We start from the raw sequence: 24,314 nt of genomic DNA, 5'->3' as shown, positions 1-24,314 counted from the left end.
AATACGACTTTTATTTCATAAATCTTAAGAAGTTGTGAATTTAAATAATTTTCTTTTAACAAATGATGCAGGATTAAAAAAATTGAATATGTTGAGGATATATATACAAATTATTATAAATCAATTGTTAAATAAAAACATTTATTTAATACTAATTATTTCCCTCGTTTTTTCTATATCTTTTTGGATTGGTTTTAATGTAAATTTGCTCCCAGAGGAAGCGAGTATTAATGCACCAATTTACGATGAGCTTTTTAAAATTCTTTTCATTATTGGATTAATTATTTTTATAGGAATGACAATAGCTGTTATTTATAGCTTATTTAAGTTTAGGAAAAGAAATGATCAGATAGGCGATGGTATAGCTTTAGAGGGAAATTTAAGCTTAGAAATTGTATGGACAATTATCCCTTCAATAATTGTTTTATTAATAGGTTTATATAGCTACAACATCTATGATCGAATGGGAGGGATGAAAGAACTAAATCATAACCACGAAATGATGAGTTCTAATACTGAAAAAATATGGGCTGGAATAAGTCAAGTTTCTGATAATGAAATAGCAATAAATAATTTATCAATTGAAGTTTCGGCTATGCAATTTGCATTTCTATTCAATTATCCCAAGGGCAATTTTATATCAGGCGAACTACACGTTCCTGTTGATCAAAAAGTATCAATGAAAATGGAATCCAAAGATGTCATTCATGCTTTTTGGGTACCAGAGTTCAGAATTAAACAGGATATTATTCCTGGACAACCCACTATTCTAAATTTCACTCCTACAAAAGTAGGAAAATATCCCATAATTTGCGCAGAATTATGTGGCCCATATCATGGTGGTATGAGAGCTTCCATAATTGTTGAAGAAGAATCTGATTACAACGAATGGTTTAACAAAAATAAAAAACCAGAGGTGAATTTATGACAATATCAATTGATCCACAAAAAACTAATAATGAAAGTCTTCAACCTAAAGGCTGGCTTAGATACTTTAGTTTTAGCCTTGATCATAAAGTAATTGGAATACAATACTTAGTTTGCGGTTTTCTATTCTATTTAATAGGAGGAACCTTAGCGAGTGCTATAAGAATTGAACTAGCCAGTCCAATGTCTGATTTTATGCCGAGAGATGTTTATAACCAAGTTTTAACTTTACACGGAACAATAATGATATTCCTTTGGATAGTGCCTGTAGTTAATGGTGCTTTTGGAAATTATTTAATTCCATTTTATGTAGGTGCGAGAGATATGGCATTCCCAAGATTAAATGCAGTAGCTTTTTGGTTAATTCCTCCTTCAGGTTTGATGCTGGTAGCAAGCTATTTTGTTGAGGGTGCTGCTCAGGCTGGATGGACGGCTTATCCACCTCTGAGCATAACTACTCCTCAATCGGGACAAATTATTTGGATTCTGAGCGTTCTATTACTTGGAGGCAGTTCCATATTTGGTGGAATAAACTTTATCGCGACCATTATCAAATTAAGAAGGCCAGGATTAAAACTTATGCAATTGCCAATGTATTGTTGGGCAATGCTTGGGACAAGTCTATTAGTTGTTTTATCAACTCCTGTTTTAGCAGGCACTTTAATTCTACTTAGCTTCGATATCATCGCTAATACAGGTTTTTTCAATCCTGTTTTAGGTGGTAATGTCGTAGTTTATCAGCATTTATTTTGGTTTTATTCTCATCCAGCTGTATACATTATGGTTCTTCCTGCCTTTGGTTTAGTTAGCGAAATACTTCCTGTACATGCTAGAAAACCACTTTTTGGATATACAACAATGGTTTTTTCAATAATGGGAATAGTAGTTTTAGGTTTAGTTGTTTGGGCCCATCACATGTTTACTAGTGGAACGCCTCCTTGGATGAGATTGTTCTTTACTATCGCGACAGCATTTATTGCAGTTCCAACAGGGATAAAATTTTTCAATTGGGTTGCAACATTATGGGGAGGTAGGATATCCATCAATAGTGCAATGTTATTCTCATGTGGATTTATTATAAATTTTGTTTTTGGAGGTATTACAGGAGTTGCTTTGGCACAGGTACCTTTCGATATTCACGTACATGATACCTATTTCGTTGTAGCCCATTTTCATTACATAGTATATGGAGGGACTGTTTTTATTATTTTCTCTTCAATTTATCATTGGTTCCCCAAAGTAACTGGAAAAATGCTCAATGAAAAATTAGGAATTTTACATTTTATCGTTACCTTTATTGGATTTAACTTGTGCTTTGCTCCTCAACATTGGCTTGGTTTAAATGGAATGCCAAGAAGAGTTGCAGAATATGATCCTCAATTCCAGTTCGTTAATCAAATTAGTAGCCTTGGGGCTCTTTTGATGGCTATAAGTACAATTCCCTTTTTAATTAATATATTCCTTAGTGTGAGAAATGGCAAAGATGCTGGAGATAATCCATGGAATGCTCTTACACCTGAATGGCTGACTTCTTCTCCACCTCCAGTTGAAAATTGGGAAGGAGAAGCTCCATTAGTTGAAGAACCTTATGGTTATGGTAAAGAATTTTCTGAACAAAAATAAAAACATATGACAACTCTAGATAGCTCAAAAGAAATTCAAAAAAATAATTCTGAAGTTAATGAAACACATGAAGACTTCAGAATGTTTGGTCTTATAACTTTCCTAATTGCAGACGGAATGACTTTTGCTGGATTCTTTGCTGCTTATTTAACTTATAAAGCAGTAAATCCATTACCTGATGGTGCTATTTATGAATTAGAACTACCAATACCTACACTCAATACAATTTTGTTACTTGTTAGTAGTGCAACTTTCCATAAAGCAGGCAAAGCACTTTTAAAAGATAAAAAATCTGATTCCCAAAAATGGTTATTTTTTACTGCTTTTCTTGGAATTATATTTTTAATATGTCAATTATTTGAATATTTTCATTTACCTTTTGGATTAACTGATAATTTATTTGCAAGTACTTTTTATGCTCTTACTGGTTTTCATGGATTACATGTCACTTTAGGCACTTTAATGATTTTAATTATTGCTTGGCAATCGAGAATCAATGGCGGAAGATTAAGTAGTAAAAATATGTTCCCATTGGAAGCTGTTGAATTGTACTGGCACTTTGTAGATGGAATATGGGTTATTTTATTTATTATCTTGTATCTTTTATAAAAAACTAAATTAAAAAATTAAATATATTTTTTATTAATTTATATTGCCACAGTTCTCCTTTTTAGTAAGAATATATAATTAGAAATTTGTCAGATAATGCTAGAAGGAAAAGAACTTCTCGAAAAAGCAAAATTATTAAGTAAAAAATCTGAAGATGAGATAGCAAAAGGTTGTGGTTACGTAGGTCCTAGCGGAAGAATCTTAAGAAAAAGTTTTTATAGGGCGCTTATCGAAGCTAAGGGTTACAAAATAGGAAATAGTCGTCAGAGGAAAAATGGTAATAGAGCTTCAAGAGGCAGACATACAGAATTCAAAACTAAAGTTCACGGCAATGGAAATCTATTAATTGGTCATGCCTACACCAAAAAATTAGGTATAGAACCTGGTCAAGAATTTAAAATCGATCTTAAAAAAGAGTCAAAAACAATTAATCTGATTCCATTAAATTAAAAAATATATTTTACCAACCGTTTTCTTTAAGCCACTCCGAAGAAATATTTTTTGAAGATAAATCTTGATTATTATTTTTATTAAATAAAAGTAATTTCTCTACATATTTAATTAGTGCATCCGCCTCAAGGTTTACGCTATCCCCCACATTTAATTTATTCAGATTAGTTTTATGCCAAGTATGAGGAATAATCGCGATAGTAAATATTTCTCCTTCCTGCTCATATTTTGCAATTGTAAGACTTATACCATTTACACAAATACTGCCTTTGTTAACTACATATTTCGAAAAATTATTATTTTTCCACTTTATAGATAAAAGCCAGGATTTTTCTAATTTCTCTATATTCTCAACTGTTCCAAGGCCATCAACATGTCCACTGACTATATGCCCTCCTAGACGGTCAGACAACCTAAGAGCGGGCTCCAAATTAACAATCTGATTCAGGTTCGACTTTACTCCTAAAGTTGTTTTTTTTAATGTTTCTTCACTAACATCAACAGTAAATTTATTTTGAAAAATCTCTTTAACTGTCAAACAAATTCCATCAACAGCTATGCTGTCACCGATTGCCATATCAAATAAATTATCTAGAATTTCAATTTCTAAAATATTTTTTTCTTGTTTTAGTTCCCCAATTGATTGAATTATTCCTGTGAACATAGATTTAAGAAAAATATTTTTGCAAAATTTTGTATTTACTTTAATTTACTTTAAAGCATTTTCAACTATAAATAAATTAAAGAGTAATTAAAAAGAAATTGATCATATTTAGATGATTATTAATTCACAAAAAAGATCATTTGGTAGAGGGGCAAAAGTGAGCTTATTCACTTTAGGGACAATGCGAGCAACTGAAAGTCTCGAAAAAATGTATAGCATAATAAAAAATGCATATTATGCAGGAATTAACCACATAGAAACAGCACCTTCATATGGTGATGCTGAATCACTCATTGGAAATTCAATAAAAAAACTAGCATTAGAAAACAACATCCCCGAAAAAAACTGGGTGATTACTACCAAAGTTTTACCAAAGGGTGATTTTGACACTTTAAAAAATAATTTTAAAAATTCTCTTAAAAATTTAAATCGCAAGAAAATTAATAATCTTGCCATACATGGACTCAATTTAAAACAACATCTAGATTGGGTTCTAAATGGAGAGGGTAAGAAATTCATATCATGGATACTTGAGAAGGAATTAGTTGATCAAGTTGGTTTTAGTTCACACGGAAGTTATTCACTCATAAAAGAAGCAATTAACTGTGAAGTTTTTAGTTTTTGTAGTCTTCATTTACATTATTTAGATCAATCTAAAATTACTTTGGCAGAGCAAGCCATAAAAAAAGGTATGGGAGTATTAGCAATATCGCCTGCTGATAAAGGCGGAAGATTATATTCTCCAAGTGATGTTTTGTTAGAGGCCTCTAAGCCTTTTCATCCATTAGAGTTAGCGTATAGATTTCTGTTAGCAAAAGGCATTACAACTTTATCCTTGGGAGCCACAAACAAAAAAGATTTTGAGTTTGCGAATAAACTTAGAAACTCCTCTCAGAAGCTCACAAATCTTGAAAAAAACGCCCTAAATACAATTGAGAAAGTAGCTAATGAAAGATTAAACTCAAGCAAATGTGAACAATGCAGATGTTGTCTTCCATGCCCAAATGAAATACCTATTCCAGAAATACTTCGTTTAAGAAATATATCTATTGGTTATGGCCAATTAGAATTTTCAAAAGAAAGATACAATCTAATAGGAAAAGCTGGACACTGGTGGGAAGAAAAAAATTCCTCATTTTGTCAAGAGTGTAATGAATGTGTTCCTAAATGTCCTACTAAATTAGATATACCAAATTTATTAAGCCAAACCCATAACTTATTAATTGAAACTCCTAAAAAAAGATTATGGGGTTAAAGACTTATTCCAGAAATTTTTAAGATTAATTCTTTGTTCATTTGTTAGGACAGGGAAAGACCAACTATTTTCCCAACATTTCTCAGAAGGGCCTGAGATGGAAAACATCTCAGATTTATATTTACTTTGTAAATAATCATTATTGAATGGTAGATACCAACCCTGACTTACTAATTTATCTACTATTGATTTATTTTCTAAAGATTTAATCCATTCAATTAATATTGCATTATTTAGATTTGATCGACTAAGTAGAAAATGCCACATCAAAGGTACTCCTTGGCTTGGGAAAACTAAAGAAAGCCTTGTATCTATTTTTAAATATTTTGAGCATAGGCTATAAGGAACTATTGCGACGCAAGCATCAGAATTAATCAACCAATTGAGCATATTTTTATCATCAAATAACATTGCTTGGCTTTTGAGTTTTTTTAAAGAATTAGATGAATTAATTTTTTTAGCAATTGACAATATTATTCTGGGACTTTGTGGGAAAATAATTTTACCCGTTAATTTTTTAGAAAGAAGGAAATCCCAAGAAGTTCTGGCTGAATTTATTAATTCTTTATTATTTTTAATAATAATTGTGTAAGGAACTACGCCAATAGGAAATAATTTACTCCTTTGATTTTCATTAAAACTTCTTAAAAAATCTATCGATCTCTTATCCAGATTTTCGATTAATGGATATTGATTTATTTTTTCGAATTCCGCCAAATTTATACTATTAACCCATCCATCATTTATTAATGTAAAGTCAGAATTCAAAATTGTGTTTCTATTTTTTTGTATCTGGATACTTTCAAAATTAATTTTTTCCTGCTTCCAATCTTTTGGAATCGCATCTTTAAAAGATTGTGGATAAAAAGAATTTTGTAGTGCAATCTTTACTTTATTTGGAAGATTAGTGCAAGAACTTAAGAGAAATAAAAGAGAAAGTTTACCACAATTTAAAAATTCTCTTCTGGTTGAAAATTTTGAAAACATTCAGTAATCCTTCTCTAAAGAAATTTGACCTAGACCTTTCATCATTTCCAGATTTTGTTGACACAATGAAACTATTTCGTCATTTTTAAATCCATTTAAGAAAGCAAGTAATGATATTCCACCAGCACCTACACCTTCTTTTACATGACCCATTTCATAATCCTTCAATTCTTTGCATATTGACGATTTAAAATTTAAAGGGCTTGCTAAACCTAATAAGTTGACATCATATTTCTGATTAATTAAATTTAACAAGTCACTTAGAGAATTATCTTTTAACAGCCAGCCAGTTGTAGCAATAAAAACATCCTCAATAAAGTCATTTTTATTTTTTGTACCTAGGAATTCTAATACAAGCAAAATTACTGCCAACATTTGACTTCCACCAGACAATATGACAGGTTGGTTTGCTAACCTTGAACCAATTAATAAACCCATTGAGAAAGCTTGGAAAGGATCTCCCACTGATGCAACAACATCAAAAGAGTCAAAATCAGTCTTTAGATTTGCATTTAAAAGTCCTTTTTGAACTACTTTTCTTCTAAGTTCTCTTGGAGCTTTAAATAAACTACTGCCTACTAATTTAGACACCCGCAAACCGAAAGCTTCCATTACTGCCTGAGCAGTTGTGGTACCACCTGGTACAGATTCAGAAATTAAGATGGGTTGTTTTGAGGATTTTCCTATCTCAAGACCTCTTTCATAGAGATTTATAACTCTATCTTTGGGCATGGATTTACCAGTAGTAATACAATTTGATGGTCCTAAATCAAGATCTTCTACAACCAAATGATTAAAGTAAGGTTTTGATCCTATTCCCAAAGGAACAATAACTGGACAAACATTTATAAGCTTTGAACAAACGTGACTTATTAGGGACGGAGTTACTCCTGCATTGAGGAGAGGCAATTTATATTTATTATCTTTTGAAGCACCCTTAAGTAAGAATTCGGCATCTGCGAGCGCAGTTATTTTTCTAGATTTTGCATTAATACCTGCAGCCGAAATTCCAGAAATTTGAGATGTATTAGTGCCTGCAATTACAAGAAATATTTTAAAATTATTTATATTCTTTTTCAGTATCTTTATTCTGTTAAGTTGTGTTTTTTTATTGGATTCAATACCGAAAATTTTTATTCCTAATTCTGTACTATACATTCTTATTTTTTATGAATGATCTAAATCAACTAGACTATTTAATAATCTTGGAGGATCTGGGATAGTTAATTTAAATCTTGGAAAAAGAGAATAGGCAACTATATGTACCGTTAAAACATAAACTATTTCTTGAAAAATTATTAATAAAATTGCAACTAATTGGATACTTAAAATTGATGGAGAAAAAGGCAAATTAAATAATCCCAATAATTTTTCTATTAGTCCATAACTTGCCCTCGTAATTAAAACCCAAAGATTATCTCCAACCAACGTAGATAATGCTATTACACGTAAGAAGAAACCGAGGGTTCCAATAACAACTCCTATGGTTAAACTTAGTCTCCAAGTCTTTTCTTTAAACCAACACCAGCCCAACCAAAAAGCCAAAATCCCATAAGGAAATAAAAATAATGTTCCTCTAACAGGACCCATAATTATTAATAGAACTAGAAATTGTATTAAGAGTCCTTCCAATGCAGTTTTAGTTCCTCTTCTTAAGTGCAAGAGTATCATTGGAAGGGGTAAAATCAACCTTAATAAGGCTCCACCAATTGGCAAGTAATATAAGGCGACCCATAATAATGAAGAAAGAGATGCTAGATATGAGGTCTCTACAATATTTAATGCTTCAGTTTTTGTTGTTATTTTCATCTTTTTGGTGAATATTTGTGATTAATTTTTATTAATAGTTTTATTTTTTGAATCTAAAATACGTTCAATCTTTTCTATTTCAAAATTTACCTCAGAATTCCTCAATATGTTAGTTAAATCTTCAGTAGGATCTTTTGGATCTACATCTTTTAAGATGAATATTATTTTGTAAGATTGAAGCTCATCTCTTCTTTTTTTTAAAGAATTCTTAATTTTATTATTTTTTTGTTTTTGCAATTTTTCTAAATTTTTATCTTTTTTATTTTCTAGAACATTTTTTGGCTTTTCTACTTTTTTAATTTTTTTATTTTTTTTATCATCAATTTCTTTGTTTTCTTTTACTAAGTTTATATACTTTTTATTTTCTAGAACATTTTTTGGCTTTTCTACTTTTTTAATTTTTTTATTTTTTTTATCATCAATTTCTTTGTTTTCTTTTACTACAGTTCTTTTATTTAATAAATTCTTTTGTAATTCTTCTTCTTGGCTTATTTTTTCTAAATCTTTAAAACTACTTTCAAGAAAGTTTCCAATCCTCCCTCCAGAGCATGATTGCAATAAAATTAAAAAAATTACTAAAAAAATTTCTTTTTTTTTTAAAATCATATTTTTTTCTAACTTTTCTTTTTCCTTGTAGTTTTTTTATTACTTATTTTTGTTTTTTTTAAAACAGATCCTTTTTTATCTTTTAGTTTTTCTTCTAGAAGAAATACAGCATCATCTATGGAGAATTTTTCTAAGTCAGTATCTTTAGCAATCGAAACATTAGTTTTGCCACATTTTAAATAAATCCCATATCTTCCATTTAATATTTGGATTTTTTCTTTAAATTCTTTCGGTTTTCCAAAGTCTTTAAGTACCTCTTGACCACCTCTACCCATTTTTGGCATCGCAAGAATTTCTAATGCTCGTTTTATATCAACTGTAAAAACATCATCCTCTTTCTTTAATGATCTGTTTTCAGATTCATTTTCATTTTTAATCCATTTAATATAAGGTCCAAATCTTCCTCTATCAGCCTCAACTACACCTCCTTCAGGATGAACTCCTAACAATCTAGGCAAACTTAAAAGTACTAGTGCATCATCTAGAGTTAGATCATCAGTTTTCAACTCTTTAGGTAATGAAGCTCTTCTTGGTTTAGCTTTATCTTGATCATTATTTCCCAATTGTACGTAAGGTCCATAAGGGCCAAATCTTAAAAAGACTTTTTCCCCAGTTTTTGGATCAGTTCCAAGATCTGATGGGCCACTTAAAATTTGATCAACTTGCTTTATGTCTAAATCTCCAGGAGTAATATCCATTGGAAGATTACCTTTCGCCTGAATTTCATTCCCAGATTCATCAATTTTTGTACCCTCTAGCCAAGGACCGTTAGAGCCTATTCTGACTACGCAAGGAAGGTCTTCGAAGTCAACTTGTCTATAAGCTTTACCATCAATATCACCCTCTGTTTTCTGAACTTTCACCTCCAGACCATTTTTACCTTTATAGAAAGTCTCGAGGTATGGTAGCCACTCAAGATTACCTGAAGATATTTCATCCAATGAAGATTCCATTTTTGCAGTAAAAGTAGTATCAACTAGATCAGGGAAATGTTCTTCTAATAGAGCGGTAACAGCAAAAGCTGTGAAAGTTGGAGCTAAAGTATTGGAAGATATATTTGCATAACCTCTATCAACAATTGTCCCAATAATGCTTGCATAGGTAGAAGGTCTTCCAATCCCTTCTTTTTCAAGAACTTTGACTAGTGCAGCCTCTGTATATCTTGCAGGTGGTTTAGTTTCATGAAAAGTAGATTCCTTATTAGTAATTTCAAGACATGTTCCAGTTTTTAAGTTTGGGAGCATAATTTCTTGTTGTTCAAGAGATGAACTTGGGTCATCACTTCCCTCGACATAAGCTCTGAAGAATCCTGCGAAATCAATACTTTTCCCGCTGGATTTAAATAATCCATCCCCCACACTAATTTCAGCATTAATCATTGTTAGCCTAGCTTCCGCCATTTGACTAGCTACAGTTCTTTTCCAAATTAAATCGTAAAGAGATAAGTCTCTACCAGTTAGGTTAGTTTCCTTTGGTGTTTTAAATACCTCACCTGCCGGCCTGATAGCTTCGTGTGCTTCTTGGGCATTTCTTGCAGTTGAATTAAATTGTCTTGGTGATTTAGATAAATATTCTTTTCCATACATGGAACTCACACATTCTCTAGCAGCTCTTATGGCTTGTTCTGAAAGATGAACCGAGTCAGTCCTCATATATGTTATGAAACCTCTCTCATATAGACCTTGTGCACATCTCATAGTTTCTCTTGCAGACAAACGAAGTTTCCTGTTTGATTCTTGTTGCAATGTACTAGTTGTGAATGGAGGAACTGGCTTACGAGTGGATGGTTTTTTTTCTATTTTTGAGACTAACCAATCCTCAGAAGAAAAAGTCTTCAATAAATCATTTACCTTTTCTTCTCCAATTATTAAAGATTTATTTCCTTGTTTTAATTTGCCGGTCTGTTCATCGAAATCGGAACCATTAGAAATTCTTTGACCGTTTAAGCTAAATAATTTAGTTTCGAAAGTAACATTATCTTTTACAAGGGAAGCTTTAATCCCCCAGTAACTAGCTTTTTTAAAGGATCTTCTTTCTCTCTCTCTTCTAACAAGAAGTCTTACAGAAACTGATTGAACACGACCAGCAGATAATCGGGGGGCTACCTTCTTCCAAAGTAAAGGAGATAATTCATATCCAAAAAGCCTGTCCAAAATTCTTCTAGTTTCTTGAGCCTGAACAAGTTCCATATCAAGTTCTCTTGTTTGATCTAAAGCTTTATTAATTGCCTTTTTTGTAATTTCATGAAAAACCATTCTCTTAGTTGGTATTTTAGGCTTAAGAATTTGCAGAAGATGCCAGCTAATACTCTCTCCCTCTCTATCTTCATCAGTTGCCAGTAATAATTGGGTCGCACCTTTCAATGCATCTTTCAACTCTTTAACAACCTTTTTCTTATCTTTTGGAACTATATAAAGTGGTTCAAAATCTTCTGTTGTATTAACTCCTATCCTTGACCATTTTTCCTTTTTAACTGCAGCAGGGATTTCGGCGGCTCCTTTTGGAAGATCTCTTACGTGCCCCATTGAAGCAAGCACTTCATAATTAGAAGGCAAAAACTTTCTTATAGTTTTTGCTTTGGTGGGACTTTCAACAATAACAAGTGTGTGATCCAAGGTTTATTTCAAAAATTGGTGTTTTTGTTCAGTTAGGGCATATTATGATTATTTGAAGGTTTTTCAAGTAATTTCTCTTAAAATTTCAAAAATCATACCCACAAATTATAATCAAATTAAGATTAACTCTTTGACCCTTACAATCAAACATCTAATTTAATCCAATTTAATAAAGTGCCCAACGAAATCTTTACAATTAATTTAAATGCTCAAGCCATTATTCCAGAGGCTTTTATCTTACTTAGTATTGTTGGGACTCTTCTGGTTGATTTAGCAGGTGAAAAAACTGCATCAAAGTGGGCACCAATGATTTGCTATCTTTCAATTGGCAGCTCTCTTTTTAGTCTGGCCTTGCAATGGACTAATCCAGTCAATACAGCATTTCTTGGTTCCTTTAATTCAGATAATTTAGCAATCGCATTTAGAGCAATAATATCATTATCAACTTTAGTTTCTTTACTTATAAGTTGGCGTTATACAGAACAAAGTGGAAGTCCTATTGGCGAATTCGCAGCGATAGTTCTTTCTGCAACTCTTGGAGCAATGCTTTTGTGTGGATCTACTGACCTTATCAGTGTATTCATATCTCTGGAGACTTTATCTGTAGCGAGTTATTTACTCTCTGGTTATCTCAAAAGAGATCCGAGAAGCTCAGAAGCAGCTTTAAAATATTTGCTTGTTGGGTCAGCTGCTGCTGCAGTCTATTTATATGGCTCATCCTTTCTTTATGGATTAAGTGGTTCAACAAACTTAGCAACAATTGGTTTAGAGATTATAAACAAGCCATCATTCATTACTTCTTTAGCTCTTGTATTTGTCTTGTCAACTGTTGCATTTAAAATCGCTGCCGTTCCTTTTCATCAATGGACTCCTGATGTTTATGAGGGATCACCTACACCTGTAGTAGCTTTTTTATCCGTTGGTTCAAAGACAGCAGGGTTTGCATTTGCGATAAGAATATTGAGCACTACTTTTTCTTCTTTCGATGAAGAATGGAAACTTTTATTTACTATATTAGCCATATTGAGCATGGCTCTAGGAAATGTTGTAGCCCTTGCCCAAACCTCAATGAAAAGGATGTTAGCTTACAGTTCTATTGGACAAGCTGGATTTGTAATGATTGGAATAGTATCTGGAACTCAAGATGGTTTATCAGCGGCTGTTTTATATTTAGCTGCATATTTGTTTATGAATTTAGGTGCTTTTTCGTGTGTAATACTTTTCTCTCTAAGAACTGGTTCTGACAGAATTCTTGATTACTCAGGACTTTACCAAAAAGATCCTCTGATTACACTTGGATTAAGTCTTTGTCTTCTTTCTCTTGGAGGTTTACCTCCAATGTTGGGATTTTTTGGAAAGATATATTTATTCTTTGCTGGTTGGGCTAATCATCAATATCTATTAGTAATCGTTGGACTAGTAACTTCAGTTATTTCTATTTATTACTACATTTCAGTGATAAAAATGATGGTAGTTAAAGAACCACAGGAAGCTTCTGAAATAGTCAAATCATATCCTGAAATTAATTGGGGAATTGTAGGATTACCTCCCTTAAGAATTGCACTTTATACTTGCGTGGCGGTAACAGCTCTTGGAGGAATCCTTTCTAACCCTCTTTTTAAATTAGCTAATACAGCAGTTTCAGCAACTCCTTTTTTACAAGATATTATTGCTATAACAAACAATATTTCCTAAAGATTTTTTTAATAAATGTCTAAGAAAGTCGCAACTTTAGAAAAAATATCTAAAACTTACGGGAAAGATGATCTAACTGTTAAAGCCTTAGACAGCATAAACTTAGAAATTTTTAAAGGTGACTATTTGGCTGTAATGGGAGCAAGTGGCTCAGGTAAAAGTACAGCAATGAATATTATTGGATGTCTAGATAGACCATCTGAAGGGGTTTATAAATTAAATGGTACCCCTGTTGAGAAATTATCTGATGATGAGCTAGCGGAGATACGTAACCAAAAATTAGGTTTCGTTTTTCAACAATTTCATCTTCTTTCAGACGCAACAGCACTTGAGAACGTAATTTTACCGATGATTTATGCTGGTATTGAGCCTGAGCAAAGATTAGAGCGAGGTAAGAATGCCTTAAAAAAAGTTGGCCTTTCTGAAAGAATGAATAATCGCCCTAACCAATTATCAGGAGGGCAGCAACAACGAGTGGCAATTGCAAGGGCTATAATCAATAACCCTGCAATATTATTAGCCGACGAACCCACTGGAGCACTAGATTCAAAAACAACTGAAGATGTACTAGATCTTTTTGACAAACTGCATGAATCTGGAATAACTATAGTTTTAGTTACGCATGAAGATGAAGTTGCAAATCGTGCAAAAAAAATAGCCAAATTTAAGGATGGAAGAATAGTTGAATTAAAAGTTAATTAAATTCAGAACCTTCTAATTACTTTCAGTTGAGTTTCATTTGCAATTCTTAAATTCCCATTCGAATCAATATCTTTAATTTCCCATGTATTAGGACAAAAACCACTTGGTAAAAATCTTTTATTGAGGAACTTATTTGCCGATTTGATCACATATTCTCTTTTGTTATTACATTCAACTGAATCATGAAAAGATTTAAGAACTTTAGCTGTCCAATAATGTTGATTAATATTCTTAGTTTGAAGTACTTTTGATAATGAAATACCTTCTGATGGAGTGTAATTTAAAACATTCATGCCAAGACCTATTCTTACATAAATAATTTCCTTGCCTCTAGTTATCACCCTTGGTAAAAATCCAATCAACTTTTTCGAACCAAAGAAAATATCATTTGGCCATTTCAAACAAACATTTATATTCTCTTTTCTAAGCATTTCACATATCTTAATTCCTAAAGACAAATTAAAAATTTGGCTTGTAAATTCTTTTGAAAATATTGGGTAAGCTGCACTTAACCAAATCCCTCCTTTTGGAGAAACCCAAGTTTTTGAGTTTTGGCCAAAACCTGAGAACTGTTCTCTTGCTATTATTGCTACTGGCTGGTTTCTCTTTATTTCAGAATATCCAAGCCAGTTTGTTAATTCATTTTCAGTGCTTTTGCATTTTATTTTGTACTGAAGTCTCCAACTTGGATATTGACCCTGAATTTTTTTTAAATAAAAAACTGTCTTAGCTGCAGATCCAAAAACTTTCACAAATTCTTTATTAAAACAGCAAGCATCTTTTTGAAGATTAGATTAACTTTAGTCTTAATAAGTAAATTTTACAAATTGGATAAAAAGTATTTGCCAATAGTGAATAGAAGGAATCCACTTCCATTAAAAAATTGTCTTGATAATTTCAAAAAATCATGGGGGGACTTAGATCAACTTTCTAAAATCAACGAAAACTGGAAAGAATTAATCGGTTCTGAATTATTTCAAGAATGCAAACCATTAAATATTGAAAAAAAAATACTTACAATTGCAGTAAATAATCCACAGTGGCGCCAAGCACTAATCTATAACAAGCATAAATTAAAAGAGAGAATTGAAAAGATTGGAATAACTTTGAATGAAATAAAAATAATACAAAATTATGAACTTAAAAATAAAAATATTAAAACTACTAATGAAAAGATAGTTTGGGCTAAACATCCAAGTAGAATCAATCAAAATAACATGATAATTTGTAATCTATGTAATTCCCCAACTCCCGAAGGCGAAATCAAACGTTGGGGAAAGTGTTCTTTTTGTTGGAGAAAAAATAAATAAGTAAATTCTTTATTTAGCTAAAATTAATATTCCCATTTGACCAAAAAAAATAGTTCTATATTCAGCTTTTTTAAATCCAACTTCCTTAGCAATTTTTATAAGCTCATTTTTCTTTGGAAAATTTCTAATACTATTTTCAATATATGCGTACTCTTTACTTAAATTAAAAATCCGCGAAATGGTTACTACAATAAGCCTCAAATATATTTTCTGGAAAATATTAGATAAAGAATTTGTTGATGAGTGATTAAAATCTAGGAATCCTGCCCTTCCTTTATCATTCAAAAGATAAAAAACTTTTTTGATTCCTTCTTCAACATTATTCAAGTTTCTTAATCCATATGACATACAAATCCCATCAAAATTTTTTGAACAATCATCAATTTCTAAAACATCTTTCATTTCCCACTTAATAAATTTATTTTTTTTTATCTCTGATTTTTTCTTTGCAATATTTATGATACTCTTTGCACTATCAATCCCAGTAATTGAGCCCCTTGGACTTACTCTCTTAGAAATTAAGAATGCTAAATCTCCAGTGCCACAGCATAAATCAGCCCAATCTTCACCATTTAAAGGTTCTAATAAATTAACTAATTTCCTTTTCCATAATTTGTGTAGTCCAAAACTTAATAGATTATTTAAAAAGTCATATTTATAGGAAATTTTATTAAATATATTTTTGACTTCTATAGTTTTTGTAAATTTCATTTTTAAATTTTAAAATAATTTCTTTTTGGAATAAATTTAAATTTTCATTCATAAGGTCTAATGGGGAGTTTCTTTTCGAGGAGAAAAGTTTTTATTTCTTGTAAAGTAAGTTTCTTATCATGCAGTAATGATGCTAAAAGTGCTGCAGATGCCCTACCTTCTTTGAAAACATCATAGATATCTTCTAGACAGCCTGCTCCTCCAGAAGCAATTACTGGGATGTTAACAACATTCGCAACAGATGCCGTCAAATGCAAATCATATCCATTCTGTGTGCCATCACCATCCATAGAAGTTAGCAAGATTTCCCCTGCCCCTAATTCCTCAACTTTCTTTGCCCAACTCAATACATCTATTCCAGTATTTTCTCTCCCTCCCTTTATATATACCTCCCATTGATCAACTTTATTAAGTTTTCTTCTAGCATCAATTGCTATCACGATGCATTGATTACCAAATTCTTTAGAACTTTTAGAAATTAAATCAGGATTTCTAACAGCAGAAGAATTTAAACTCACTTTATCTGCTCCTGCTCTTAAAAGATCATTAATAGAAGAAACAGAATCTATACCGCCACCTACTGTAAAAGGGATTTTTACTGATTTTGCAGTCCTAGAGACTAGGTCAACTAATGTATTTCTATTTTCCACACTTGCTCTAATATCCAGAAATACTAATTCATCTGCACCTTCATCAGAATACCTACAAGCCAATTCAACAGGATCACCTGAGTCTCTCAAGTTAACAAAATTTACACCTTTTACGACTCTGCCATTGGCGACATCTAAACAAGGAATTAAACGAAGAGCTACCATTTTAGTAAAAATTGTCCAAATACTGTTAATCTTGCATAATAGCTTCCATTTTACCTCTTATGGCTGAAACAAAATTTTTACCCAAAATCGGTAGTAAAATCAAAATTAACATTAACAAAGTAAAAGATAGACTACCAGCGAAATTAATTGATCAAATATCCTCTAATCCTAAAGTCGTAATAACAGGCTATAAAATGGCTGACGGAGGGAGTATTGGAATCACTGCAAAATTTCAGGATGGTCAGCAAAACTGGTTTTTCCCAGAAGAAATTGAGAAGGGTTAAAGAGTAAAGTGAATGATCCAAAACAACTGTTAGGTATTAAGGGTGCCTCTGAAACATCAAGTATATGGAAACTCCGCATACAGTTAATGAAACCCATAACATGGATCCCTTTGATATGGGGAGTTATTTGTGGAGCAGCTGCAAGTGGGAATTTTGAATGGACATTTAGTAATGTTTTAGCTTCACTGGCGTGCATGTTAATGAGTGGGCCACTTCTAGCTGGTTATACCCAAACCATCAATGATTTTTTTGATAAAGAAATTGATGCGATTAATGAGCCAAATAGACCAATTCCTTCTGGAAAAATTTCAATTAAAGAGGTTAAAATACAAATCTGGGTATTACTTATTGCGGGCTTAATCGTTGCTTTTCTATTAGATTTATACGCTAAGCACAACTTTCCTTCCGTCTTCCTCTTAGCATTGGGAGGATCTTTTGTTAGTTATATATATTCTGCTCCACCTCTAAAATTAAAACAAAATGGTTGGCTTGGAAATTATGCATTAGGTGCATCTTATATAGCTTTACCTTGGTGGGCAGGACAAGCTTTATTTGGAAAACTAACTATCATAACTGCATTACTAACACTTGCTTATAGTCTTTCTGGACTTGGTATTGCTGTTATCAATGATTTCAAAAGCGTTGAAGGAGACTCCAAGCTAGGCTTGAATTCTTTACCAGTAGTATTTGGAATTAAAAATGCAAGTAGAATAAGTGCAGGGCTGATTGATATTTTTCAATTAGCAATGGTTATAGTATTAGTCATTATTGGGCAACACTTAGCCTCTGTAATTTTGGTTTTATTGGTAATTCCACAAATCACATTTCAAGATATGTGGTTACTAAGAGATCCTCTAAAGTTTGATGTCAAATATCAAGCAAGTGCCCAACCGTTTCTTATAACTGGAATGTTAGTTACGGCTTTAGCGATAGGACATAGTTTTTTAGTTGCTTAAGGTGCAAAAGATTAAATCCAAATCTTTTGTTTTAATAATTCCAATATTAATTTTTTCTGGAATATCTTTTTATATTTATAGTCTAATATTTACTACATTAAAATTTGACATATCTAAAAATAAAAGGTCTCGTCCAACCAAATATTCTTATATAATTTCATCTTCTGATAATAAGATCCTAAGCAAATTAAGCCGAAAATTTGAAATAGATAATAGTAAAAATAAAATTCCATTTTTTCTGAAACATTCTTTTATATCTTCGGAAGATAAAAGATTTTATAAACATAATGGAATAGATTTAAAAAGTATTTCACGCGCCCTTTTTCAAAACATTAGAAGTGGTTATGTTAAAGAGGGAGGAAGTACGATTACTCAACAAGTTGCTAGATTACTTTTTCTAAATAATGATTTAAGTTTCCAAAGAAAAATCAAAGAAATATTTATATCACTCATACTTGAATTTAGATATGACAAAAATCAAATTTTAAAATTATATTTAAATAATATTTATTTAGGATCAGGAGCATACGGGGTTAACGAGGCTTCTCAAGTTTATTTTGGAAAACTTATAGAAGAATTGACATTATCAGAGATCGCATTAATTGCAGGATTAGCTCCAGCTCCATCAATTTATTCACCTTATCAAAATATAGAACTAGCTATTAAAAATAGAAATCAAGTTCTTGAATCAATGTATATTGATGGATATATTTCTCTTGAAAATAAGAATAAGGCTATTAAAGAGAAAATAAACTTAAATTATCAAAAAGCTGATAATTTTTTAGATGATAAATTACTAATAAATTTTATTCTTGAGGAAACAGATAAAAGAATTGACAATAAAAATGATTATAAGTTTTTAAGGATTAAATCTTCTATCAATAAAGATTGGCAAGAAAAAGCCCAAAAAATTTCAAGATATGTTGGCCCTAAAGAAATTGAGTTTGCTCTGTTATCAATTGAATCAAACACAGGACTAATCAGGGCAATGGTAACCAGCAAAAATCCATCAATTAATGAATATAATAGAGTTATTTCATCTGTAAGACCTTTAGGTTCTACTTTTAAAATAATTCCTTATACTGCTGCATTAATAGAAGGGATAAAATTAAGTGATAAATTTCAAGACTTACCAAGATGCTGGGAAAGTTATTGCCCAAAAAATTTTTCAGAAGAATATAAAGGTTCAGTATCTTTGATTGAATCATTTAAAAGTTCATCCAATATCGTTCCAATATCAATAGCAAAAAAAATAGGCCTAAAAAAAATTATTAATCTAGCAAATGCATTTGGCCTAGGTTATAAACAAGAATTAAAGGAATTTCCATCATTAGCTATTGGCTCTTATGGAGATAATCTTTTAAACATTACAAATGCATATTCTGCAATAAATAATAATGGAGAGATTCAAAGACCCAGTATTTTAGAAAAATTAGAATCATTTAATAATGAATCTATTTGGGAAAACAAATTTATTTCCAAAAGAATCTTAGATTTTAAAGTATCCAAAAAAATAAATAAACTTCTTGAGAAATCAGTAAAAGAGGGTACTTCGAAAGCAGCCTTTATAGAAGGAAAGAAAATTTATGGAAAAACAGGAACATCCGATGGCAATAAAGATCTTTGGTTTATTGGTTCACTTAATAATATTACAACAGGTATTTGGATAGGTTATGACGATAATAAAGAATCTCAATTATCTAGTGGAAATGCAGCTTATTTATGGAAGAAATTTATAGCTGAAATTTATAAAATCTCAATTAAAAAATAAATTTTATTCTTTAATCTTTATAAGAAATTATCGCCGCATAAAATCCATCTCCAGGATAATCAAGGCGAGGTAAAATTTGCTTTTGGCTATCCAATTTTAAACCTTTATTTTTTTCAATAAATCGCTCAATTAAAAGATTATTTTCATTAGGACAGATCGTACATGTTGAATAAACTAAAGTTCCATCTTTTTTCAGAAGAGGAAAAATACTTTCTAATAGTTTTTCCTGCAATAAAGTTAAGCTTTTTATTTTTTCTTTACTTAAAGACCATCTAGAATCTGGATTTCTGGACAAAGTTCCAATCCCAGAACAGGGAGCATCTAACAAAATCTTATCAAAATAAGATATAAACTTAGGATTCAATTCACTCAAACTCGCTGCATCAGCCTTGAGGGTATCTACAGATTGTAAATTTAACCTGTCTAAATTTGATTGAAGTATTTTCAATCTTTTTTCTGATCTATCTACAGCCAGTATTTCAGCACTATCGTTTGCTAATTCTGCTAAGTGAGTAGACTTACTTCCTGGCGCTGCACAAGCATCTAAAATCTTTTCACCTTCTTTTGGATTCAAAAGAGGTGCTACCCACTGAGAAGATCTATCTTGAATTGTCCAAAGTCCATCACTATATCCCGGTAAGTTTTTAATAGATCTTGGATTAGATTTTAAAGTAATTCCATTATTTAACTCTTTGATAGGTTCAGCATTAATTTTATTCTTATAAAGTACTTTCAAAAATTCATCTATATCAGTCTTTAGTTTGTTAATTCTCAAATCAATTGAAGGTTTTTTATTAAATGCCTTAACGATATTTTCAGCATCATTATTTCCTACCCATTTATAGAGATCATTCACAAGCCATAATGGCAAGGATTCAAGATATGAAATTCTTTCTTTTCTATCAGAAGATAATTTTGGAAAAATTTCTTTTTCTAATTTTCTTGATGCATTTCTCAATATGGCATTTACAGTTCCTGCTAAACCCTTTAAATCTGTTTTTTTAGCTACTTCTACAGTAGTAGAAATAGCTGCAGGAAATGGAATTTTATCCATTTTCAATAGTTGATATAAACCTATATGTAAAAGCCATCTTAATTTTGGAGGCTGCTTTTTATGAGTAATTTTTGATGTATGATCCGTCCAAAGATCAAGAAATTTTCTATACCTTATACATCCAAAAGATAATTCTGTAATAAAAGCTATATCAAGAGGATTAAATTGATAATTTCTTAAAACCTTTTCAAGGGCATGATCAGAAAAATCACCATAACTAACTTTTAATAAAATTTCCCAAGCTGCTTTTCTTTGTAGATATCCTATGCTCAAAATATAATTTATTTTTAAAGATAACTTTAATATACAAAAAATTTATGAATTTAAACTACTTTTTCAACTGAATTATTTAACCAAATAAATCCTAATATAGAGATAAGTGTAAGATTAAATCCTAAAAAAAGAAAGATGTTTAAAGAATGAATTCTTTCCCGAAAAAATAATTTTTTCTCTTTTTGATGCTTCATTAATAAAATAAAAAATTAATCAGGAATTCAAACGGCAACCTATGTTAATAGATCCTGCATCAAGCATTCTTCCTAACTTAATAGCTAAAGATTCCTCCAACCTTGTAAAATTAGATTGATGGGAAGTTACCCAATCTAATTCAGAAAAAGTGATGATACCAGTTAAATTACTTTTCAAAAAAAGGATTCCAATATTCATTTTGAATTTATGTTTTTTTAATTTAGCATTAGGATGTAATATTTCGTAATAATATAATATTCTTTTAATTTTTCAAACTTAACTATAGATTTTAAGTCCTAATTTATTGAATATATCTTAAAAATTTATCGGCCGTTTTTAGATGATTATTTAATTTCTCCTCTGACATTTTATCGAGATTTCTCGTTAACATTGCCAGACGATATTGCTTTCTAAAAAAGCTTTCATTATCTTTAATAAATTTCCAAAATAAGCCATCCCATATTTCACACCAGGGTCCACTTTTAAAATTAGACATTTTTTTTACATAATTAGAGCTTGATATATATGGTTTTGTTGAAAAGATACCTCCATCACTAAACTGACTCATTCCGTAAACATTTGGGACCATAACCCAATCATAGGAATCAATAAACATTTCCATAAACCATTTATAAACTTGATTGGGGTGAATTCTACATAGAAGCATGAAGTTACCAATAATCATTAACCTCTCAATATGGTGACAATAACCATATTTAATAATATTTTTTATAACAACGTCTACTGGTTCAATTCCTGTATTTCCTTGATAAAAAGATTCTGGAATTGGCTTATCTTCAAAATTCCAAAAATTACTTTTTCGCATCTTTGTTCCATACTTTTTATAGACGAGGCAAATAAATTCTCTCCATCCAATAATTTGACGAATAAAACCCTCTAAAGAGTTAATAGGAACATTATTATTTTTTGCAAAAAGTAATGCTTTATTTACTACTACATCTGGAGTTAATAAGCCACTATTTAAAAGAGGAGAAAGTAAACTATGCCATAAAAAAGAATTTTCTCTAGAAATAGCATCCTCATAATCTCCAAATAAGAAAAATCTATGTTTAAAAAAATCATTTAACCATTGATCTGCCTCATCAAAATTAGTTGGATATAAAAAGTTATTACTTTCTCCAATAAACTCAATATGATTATTGGCTAATGACCTTTCTGCATTAACTACAAATTTATTTTTTTGCAATTTAGGTGTATCAGGTATGTTTATTTCTTTTGGTAATTTTTTTCTGTTCATTGCATCGAAACTCCATTTTCCACCTTCAGGTGTATCATCAGGATTAACTAATATCTTTTGGCTCTTTCTTTGATTCTCATAAAATCTACCCATAAGAGGTTTTTTTGTATTTGATGCAAATAACTCTTTTATATCTTCACTGCTCATAAACATAGGAGAAGCCAAAATATTTAAAGCTAAATTATTACTTTCAACAAAATTATTAATCCTCTTCATTATTAAAAAATCATGAGGGTCAATGAGATTTATTTTCTGATATTTATCTTTAATAAATTCAGATAAGTGGTCAACTGTAGAAATATTATTCTTGTTTGCAATATATAAAACTTTAAAGCCAGATTTTTCTAAATAATTTTTATAAGCGAGCATAGATGATCTATGAAAAACTAATTTGTTTTTATGGTTAATTAATTTATGAAATTTATCATTTCCAAAAAATAATGAGTCTTCCAAAATCAAAATTTCACAATTTATTTTTAAGATTGGGCTTTCTCTAAAAAGTTGATTCGGGAAAATAATTGATACTTGTTTCATCTTTGCGACTTTCTGTTACTGCATCTTTTTGAACAGTAGATAACATCATCCCAGCAGTTTTTCCATTTTTTACGCCACTCAAACGGCCTATTGCAAACAGGACAAGTTTTAGTAGAAAGATTTTTCAAAATTTATAATTTTCTTTTATGAGTAGATTTAAATCTAGTTGAATCTTTAAGCGCCATATGTTTTGTATTTCTTCCCGAAACTCTCTTTCTCCAGACTTTAAAGGATTTAGGTTTAAGGTTTTGACGCATAATTTTTATAGCATCTTCCTCTTTTAAACCAAATTGATACTCAATTGCTTCAAAGGGTGTTCTATCTTCCCAACACATTTCTATTATTCTATCTATTTCGATACTTTCCATATTTATTGTTCACATTGAGAGGTACAAAGTTTTTCAATCTTGGATCTTCCTGTAATTTGAAGTCTATATTTTGCCCAATATCTGTAAACCAGTCTCAATAATGGAGATAAGAGCTTAATCTTCAAGGGATAATAAACCCAACCTAAACCAACTAATTCATAAGAATATGCAAGTACATCTAGTCCCCTAATAATTTCACCATTTTCCATAATCCCATGCAGGTTTGACATAGCTTCTGAATATGAGATGTCATTAAAAAGACTGGGATCATAATCCTTAATATTAATATCTATAAATGCAATTTGATTTAAGATATCTCTTTTTTTTAGAAAATTTGTTTCTCTCAAACAAAGTGGACAACCACCATCGAATAAAAAGGTTAATTTATTTTTCATAATTGTATTCAAATATAGAAATTAAATAACTTTTTTGTGGAATAAAAAAATTTTTTTAGAGTACAAGCTTTATAAAGCCTTAATAATTGCCAGTTCTAATTTAGTGAAATTATATTATCTTATAAATTAATAAGCCATTGACTAAGGGATACATCAATGGTTTAAAACTATTTATGATTAGTCATCTAGAAGATGAACCCCTTCTCCTACATCAGGAGTAAATTTACAATATTTTTCAAAAATAAGCCCAACACCTCTCATTTTTTCTCCTAATTCATCGTTAAATTTATTCCATTCTTCCGATTCTCGCTCAGGTAAATTCCAGCCTTGTTTTTCTACCATACTTGTTATTACTGTATAATCCCATTCTATGTATGCCATTGAGTTAATTCAAACTACCAAAATATTATAAACCAGGAGATTTAATAGGTAATCAAAATTTTTTGAA

Annotated in this window: 27 protein-coding genes; 11 read left to right on the top strand and 16 right to left on the bottom strand. The window is 30.8% G+C overall.

The window, feature by feature from the left end; translation table 11 throughout:
• Positions 1–124 precede the first annotated feature (124 nt).
• The 4 genes from coxB to EU96_RS04050 all read left to right on the top strand — a co-directional run bounded on the left by coxB (position 125) and on the right by EU96_RS04050 (position 3,609).
• The gene (gene coxB / locus EU96_RS04035) at positions 125–928 is read left to right on the top strand and encodes a cytochrome c oxidase subunit II (protein ID WP_032527007.1); all 804 of its coding nucleotides are present in this window, start codon (positions 125–127) and stop codon (positions 926–928) included.
• Positions 925–2,550 carry a cytochrome c oxidase subunit I gene (gene ctaD, locus EU96_RS04040; protein ID WP_032526752.1) on the top strand — a complete coding sequence of 542 codons (1,626 nt, stop codon included), beginning with the start codon at positions 925–927 and terminating at the stop codon, positions 2,548–2,550. The genes coxB and ctaD overlap by 4 nt, the downstream gene beginning before the upstream one ends.
• A gap of 6 nt (positions 2,551–2,556) precedes the next feature.
• Positions 2,557–3,159 (top strand): cytochrome c oxidase subunit 3, encoded by a 603-nt coding sequence (locus EU96_RS04045; RefSeq protein ID WP_032526751.1) that lies wholly within the window; start codon positions 2,557–2,559, stop codon positions 3,157–3,159.
• 96 nt (positions 3,160–3,255) lie between these two features.
• Entirely contained in the window at positions 3,256–3,609 is a 354-nt protein-coding gene (locus EU96_RS04050; protein ID WP_032526750.1) for an AbrB family transcriptional regulator, read from the top strand.
• Between the two features lie 10 nt (positions 3,610–3,619).
• On the opposite strand, the gene EU96_RS04055 is transcribed toward EU96_RS04050, so the two are convergent.
• Complete coding sequence (locus tag EU96_RS04055; protein WP_032526749.1) at positions 3,620–4,273, bottom strand: riboflavin synthase; 654 nt, start codon at positions 4,271–4,273, stop codon at positions 3,620–3,622.
• Between the two features lie 112 nt (positions 4,274–4,385).
• Here EU96_RS04055 and EU96_RS04060 point away from each other — a divergent pair, with 112 nt between their 5' ends.
• Positions 4,386–5,528 carry an aldo/keto reductase gene (locus EU96_RS04060; protein ID WP_032526748.1) on the top strand — a complete coding sequence of 381 codons (1,143 nt, stop codon included), beginning with the start codon at positions 4,386–4,388 and terminating at the stop codon, positions 5,526–5,528.
• Here the strand turns inward: EU96_RS04060 and EU96_RS04065 are convergent.
• From EU96_RS04065 to topA, 5 genes are read right to left on the bottom strand one after another with little or no spacing between them, the layout of a single operon-like run.
• Positions 5,517–6,515, bottom strand: a complete 999-nt coding sequence (locus EU96_RS04065) for a hypothetical protein (RefSeq protein ID WP_032526747.1) — start codon at positions 6,513–6,515, stop codon at positions 5,517–5,519. The genes EU96_RS04060 and EU96_RS04065 overlap by 12 nt on opposite strands.
• Positions 6,516–7,673, bottom strand: a complete 1,158-nt coding sequence (locus tag EU96_RS04070) for a nicotinate-nucleotide--dimethylbenzimidazole phosphoribosyltransferase (RefSeq protein WP_032526746.1) — start codon at positions 7,671–7,673, stop codon at positions 6,516–6,518.
• Between the two features lie 9 nt (positions 7,674–7,682).
• Complete coding sequence (locus EU96_RS04075; protein ID WP_032526745.1) at positions 7,683–8,324, bottom strand: DUF2232 domain-containing protein; 642 nt, start codon at positions 8,322–8,324, stop codon at positions 7,683–7,685.
• 21 nt (positions 8,325–8,345) lie between these two features.
• Positions 8,346–8,930 carry a hypothetical protein gene (locus tag EU96_RS04080; RefSeq protein ID WP_032526744.1) on the bottom strand — a complete coding sequence of 195 codons (585 nt, stop codon included), beginning with the start codon at positions 8,928–8,930 and terminating at the stop codon, positions 8,346–8,348.
• Between the two features lie 8 nt (positions 8,931–8,938).
• Positions 8,939–11,545: a type I DNA topoisomerase gene (gene topA, locus EU96_RS04085; RefSeq protein ID WP_032526743.1), complete on the bottom strand. Its 2,607-nt coding sequence runs from the start codon at positions 11,543–11,545 to the stop codon at positions 8,939–8,941.
• A gap of 174 nt (positions 11,546–11,719) precedes the next feature.
• Between topA and EU96_RS04090 the strand changes: the two genes are divergently transcribed.
• Together EU96_RS04090 and EU96_RS04095 are read left to right on the top strand one after the other, a co-directional pair.
• The gene (locus EU96_RS04090) at positions 11,720–13,240 is read left to right on the top strand and encodes an NAD(P)H-quinone oxidoreductase subunit N (protein ID WP_032526742.1); all 1,521 of its coding nucleotides are present in this window, start codon (positions 11,720–11,722) and stop codon (positions 13,238–13,240) included.
• A 15-nt stretch (positions 13,241–13,255) separates the two neighbouring features.
• A complete protein-coding gene (locus EU96_RS04095; RefSeq protein WP_032526741.1) occupies positions 13,256–13,942 on the top strand; it encodes an ABC transporter ATP-binding protein in 687 nt (228 codons plus the stop codon).
• 2 nt (positions 13,943–13,944) lie between these two features.
• On the opposite strand, the gene EU96_RS04100 is transcribed toward EU96_RS04095, so the two are convergent.
• Positions 13,945–14,694 carry a biotin--[acetyl-CoA-carboxylase] ligase gene (locus tag EU96_RS04100; protein WP_032526740.1) on the bottom strand — a complete coding sequence of 250 codons (750 nt, stop codon included), beginning with the start codon at positions 14,692–14,694 and terminating at the stop codon, positions 13,945–13,947.
• 75 nt (positions 14,695–14,769) lie between these two features.
• On the opposite strand from EU96_RS04100, the gene EU96_RS04105 reads away from it, so the two are divergent.
• Positions 14,770–15,252 carry a DUF721 domain-containing protein gene (locus EU96_RS04105; protein WP_241434570.1) on the top strand — a complete coding sequence of 161 codons (483 nt, stop codon included), beginning with the start codon at positions 14,770–14,772 and terminating at the stop codon, positions 15,250–15,252.
• Positions 15,253–15,261: 9 nt separating this feature from the next.
• Here EU96_RS04105 and ubiE read toward each other — a convergent pair whose 3' ends face one another.
• Both ubiE and hisF read right to left on the bottom strand, forming a co-directional pair.
• Positions 15,262–15,963, bottom strand: a complete 702-nt coding sequence (ubiE, locus tag EU96_RS04110; RefSeq protein WP_032526739.1) for a bifunctional demethylmenaquinone methyltransferase/2-methoxy-6-polyprenyl-1,4-benzoquinol methylase UbiE — start codon at positions 15,961–15,963, stop codon at positions 15,262–15,264.
• 44 nt (positions 15,964–16,007) lie between these two features.
• Complete coding sequence (gene hisF / locus EU96_RS04115; protein WP_032526738.1) at positions 16,008–16,778, bottom strand: imidazole glycerol phosphate synthase subunit HisF; 771 nt, start codon at positions 16,776–16,778, stop codon at positions 16,008–16,010.
• Between the two features lie 59 nt (positions 16,779–16,837).
• Here hisF and petP point away from each other — a divergent pair, with 59 nt between their 5' ends.
• From petP to EU96_RS04130, 3 genes are read left to right on the top strand one after another with little or no spacing between them, the layout of a single operon-like run.
• Positions 16,838–17,062 carry a cytochrome b6f subunit PetP gene (petP, locus tag EU96_RS04120; RefSeq protein ID WP_032526737.1) on the top strand — a complete coding sequence of 75 codons (225 nt, stop codon included), beginning with the start codon at positions 16,838–16,840 and terminating at the stop codon, positions 17,060–17,062.
• 8 nt (positions 17,063–17,070) lie between these two features.
• The gene (gene chlG / locus EU96_RS04125) at positions 17,071–18,018 is read left to right on the top strand and encodes a chlorophyll synthase ChlG (RefSeq protein WP_032526735.1); all 948 of its coding nucleotides are present in this window, start codon (positions 17,071–17,073) and stop codon (positions 18,016–18,018) included.
• A gap of 1 nt (position 18,019) precedes the next feature.
• Positions 18,020–19,789: a transglycosylase domain-containing protein gene (locus tag EU96_RS04130; protein ID WP_032526734.1), complete on the top strand. Its 1,770-nt coding sequence runs from the start codon at positions 18,020–18,022 to the stop codon at positions 19,787–19,789.
• 10 nt (positions 19,790–19,799) lie between these two features.
• Here EU96_RS04130 and EU96_RS04135 read toward each other — a convergent pair whose 3' ends face one another.
• The 7 genes from EU96_RS04135 to EU96_RS04160 all read right to left on the bottom strand — a co-directional run bounded on the left by EU96_RS04135 (position 19,800) and on the right by EU96_RS04160 (position 24,247).
• Positions 19,800–21,116: a 16S rRNA (cytosine(967)-C(5))-methyltransferase gene (locus EU96_RS04135; protein ID WP_032526733.1), complete on the bottom strand. Its 1,317-nt coding sequence runs from the start codon at positions 21,114–21,116 to the stop codon at positions 19,800–19,802.
• Positions 21,117–21,329: 213 nt separating this feature from the next.
• The gene (locus EU96_RS04140) at positions 21,330–21,509 is read right to left on the bottom strand and encodes a hypothetical protein (protein WP_032526732.1); all 180 of its coding nucleotides are present in this window, start codon (positions 21,507–21,509) and stop codon (positions 21,330–21,332) included.
• A 103-nt stretch (positions 21,510–21,612) separates the two neighbouring features.
• Positions 21,613–23,103, bottom strand: coding sequence for a cryptochrome/photolyase family protein (locus tag EU96_RS04145; RefSeq protein WP_032526731.1), 1,491 nt, complete (start codon positions 23,101–23,103; stop codon positions 21,613–21,615).
• The gene (locus EU96_RS09815; RefSeq protein WP_071813202.1) at positions 23,100–23,231 is read right to left on the bottom strand and encodes a DUF2256 domain-containing protein; all 132 of its coding nucleotides are present in this window, start codon (positions 23,229–23,231) and stop codon (positions 23,100–23,102) included. The genes EU96_RS04145 and EU96_RS09815 overlap by 4 nt, the downstream gene beginning before the upstream one ends.
• A gap of 3 nt (positions 23,232–23,234) precedes the next feature.
• Positions 23,235–23,471 (bottom strand): TIGR03643 family protein, encoded by a 237-nt coding sequence (locus EU96_RS04150; protein WP_032526730.1) that lies wholly within the window; start codon positions 23,469–23,471, stop codon positions 23,235–23,237.
• Positions 23,472–23,473: 2 nt separating this feature from the next.
• The gene (locus EU96_RS04155; RefSeq protein ID WP_032526729.1) at positions 23,474–23,866 is read right to left on the bottom strand and encodes a thiol-disulfide oxidoreductase DCC family protein; all 393 of its coding nucleotides are present in this window, start codon (positions 23,864–23,866) and stop codon (positions 23,474–23,476) included.
• Between the two features lie 177 nt (positions 23,867–24,043).
• Positions 24,044–24,247, bottom strand: a complete 204-nt coding sequence (locus EU96_RS04160; protein ID WP_032526728.1) for a hypothetical protein — start codon at positions 24,245–24,247, stop codon at positions 24,044–24,046.
• Positions 24,248–24,314 lie beyond the last annotated feature (67 nt).

The organism is Prochlorococcus marinus str. MIT 9302, assembly GCF_000759975.1.
Taxonomy (GTDB): domain Bacteria; phylum Cyanobacteriota; class Cyanobacteriia; order PCC-6307; family Cyanobiaceae; genus Prochlorococcus_A; species Prochlorococcus_A marinus_M.
Note: the sequence above shows the minus strand (reverse complement) of the source record. Positions and strands in the feature narration are given on the sequence as shown.

Excerpts from the sequence above, each read along its gene's own strand:
- ctaD (WP_032526752.1), top strand. The coding sequence starts at position 925 with ATGACAATATCAATTGATCCACAAAAAACTAATAATGAAAGTCTTCAA.
- EU96_RS04045 (WP_032526751.1), top strand. The coding sequence starts at position 2,557 with ATGACAACTCTAGATAGCTCAAAAGAAATTCAAAAAAATAATTCTGAA.
- EU96_RS04050 (WP_032526750.1), top strand. The coding sequence starts at position 3,256 with ATGCTAGAAGGAAAAGAACTTCTCGAAAAAGCAAAATTATTAAGTAAA.
- EU96_RS04055 (WP_032526749.1), bottom strand. The coding sequence starts at position 4,273 with ATGTTCACAGGAATAATTCAATCAATTGGGGAACTAAAACAAGAAAAA.
- EU96_RS04060 (WP_032526748.1), top strand. The coding sequence starts at position 4,386 with ATGATTATTAATTCACAAAAAAGATCATTTGGTAGAGGGGCAAAAGTG.
- EU96_RS04065 (WP_032526747.1), bottom strand. The coding sequence starts at position 6,515 with ATGTTTTCAAAATTTTCAACCAGAAGAGAATTTTTAAATTGTGGTAAA.
- EU96_RS04070 (WP_032526746.1), bottom strand. The coding sequence starts at position 7,673 with ATGTATAGTACAGAATTAGGAATAAAAATTTTCGGTATTGAATCCAAT.
- EU96_RS04075 (WP_032526745.1), bottom strand. The coding sequence starts at position 8,324 with ATGAAAATAACAACAAAAACTGAAGCATTAAATATTGTAGAGACCTCA.
- EU96_RS04080 (WP_032526744.1), bottom strand. The coding sequence starts at position 8,930 with ATGATTTTAAAAAAAAAAGAAATTTTTTTAGTAATTTTTTTAATTTTA.
- EU96_RS04095 (WP_032526741.1), top strand. The coding sequence starts at position 13,256 with ATGTCTAAGAAAGTCGCAACTTTAGAAAAAATATCTAAAACTTACGGG.
- ubiE (WP_032526739.1), bottom strand. The coding sequence starts at position 15,963 with ATGAAATTTACAAAAACTATAGAAGTCAAAAATATATTTAATAAAATT.
- hisF (WP_032526738.1), bottom strand. The coding sequence starts at position 16,778 with ATGGTAGCTCTTCGTTTAATTCCTTGTTTAGATGTCGCCAATGGCAGA.
- petP (WP_032526737.1), top strand. The coding sequence starts at position 16,838 with ATGGCTGAAACAAAATTTTTACCCAAAATCGGTAGTAAAATCAAAATT.
- EU96_RS04140 (WP_032526732.1), bottom strand. The coding sequence starts at position 21,509 with ATGAATATTGGAATCCTTTTTTTGAAAAGTAATTTAACTGGTATCATC.
- EU96_RS04145 (WP_032526731.1), bottom strand. The coding sequence starts at position 23,103 with ATGAAACAAGTATCAATTATTTTCCCGAATCAACTTTTTAGAGAAAGC.
- EU96_RS04150 (WP_032526730.1), bottom strand. The coding sequence starts at position 23,471 with ATGGAAAGTATCGAAATAGATAGAATAATAGAAATGTGTTGGGAAGAT.
- EU96_RS04155 (WP_032526729.1), bottom strand. The coding sequence starts at position 23,866 with ATGAAAAATAAATTAACCTTTTTATTCGATGGTGGTTGTCCACTTTGT.
- EU96_RS04160 (WP_032526728.1), bottom strand. The coding sequence starts at position 24,247 with ATGGCATACATAGAATGGGATTATACAGTAATAACAAGTATGGTAGAA.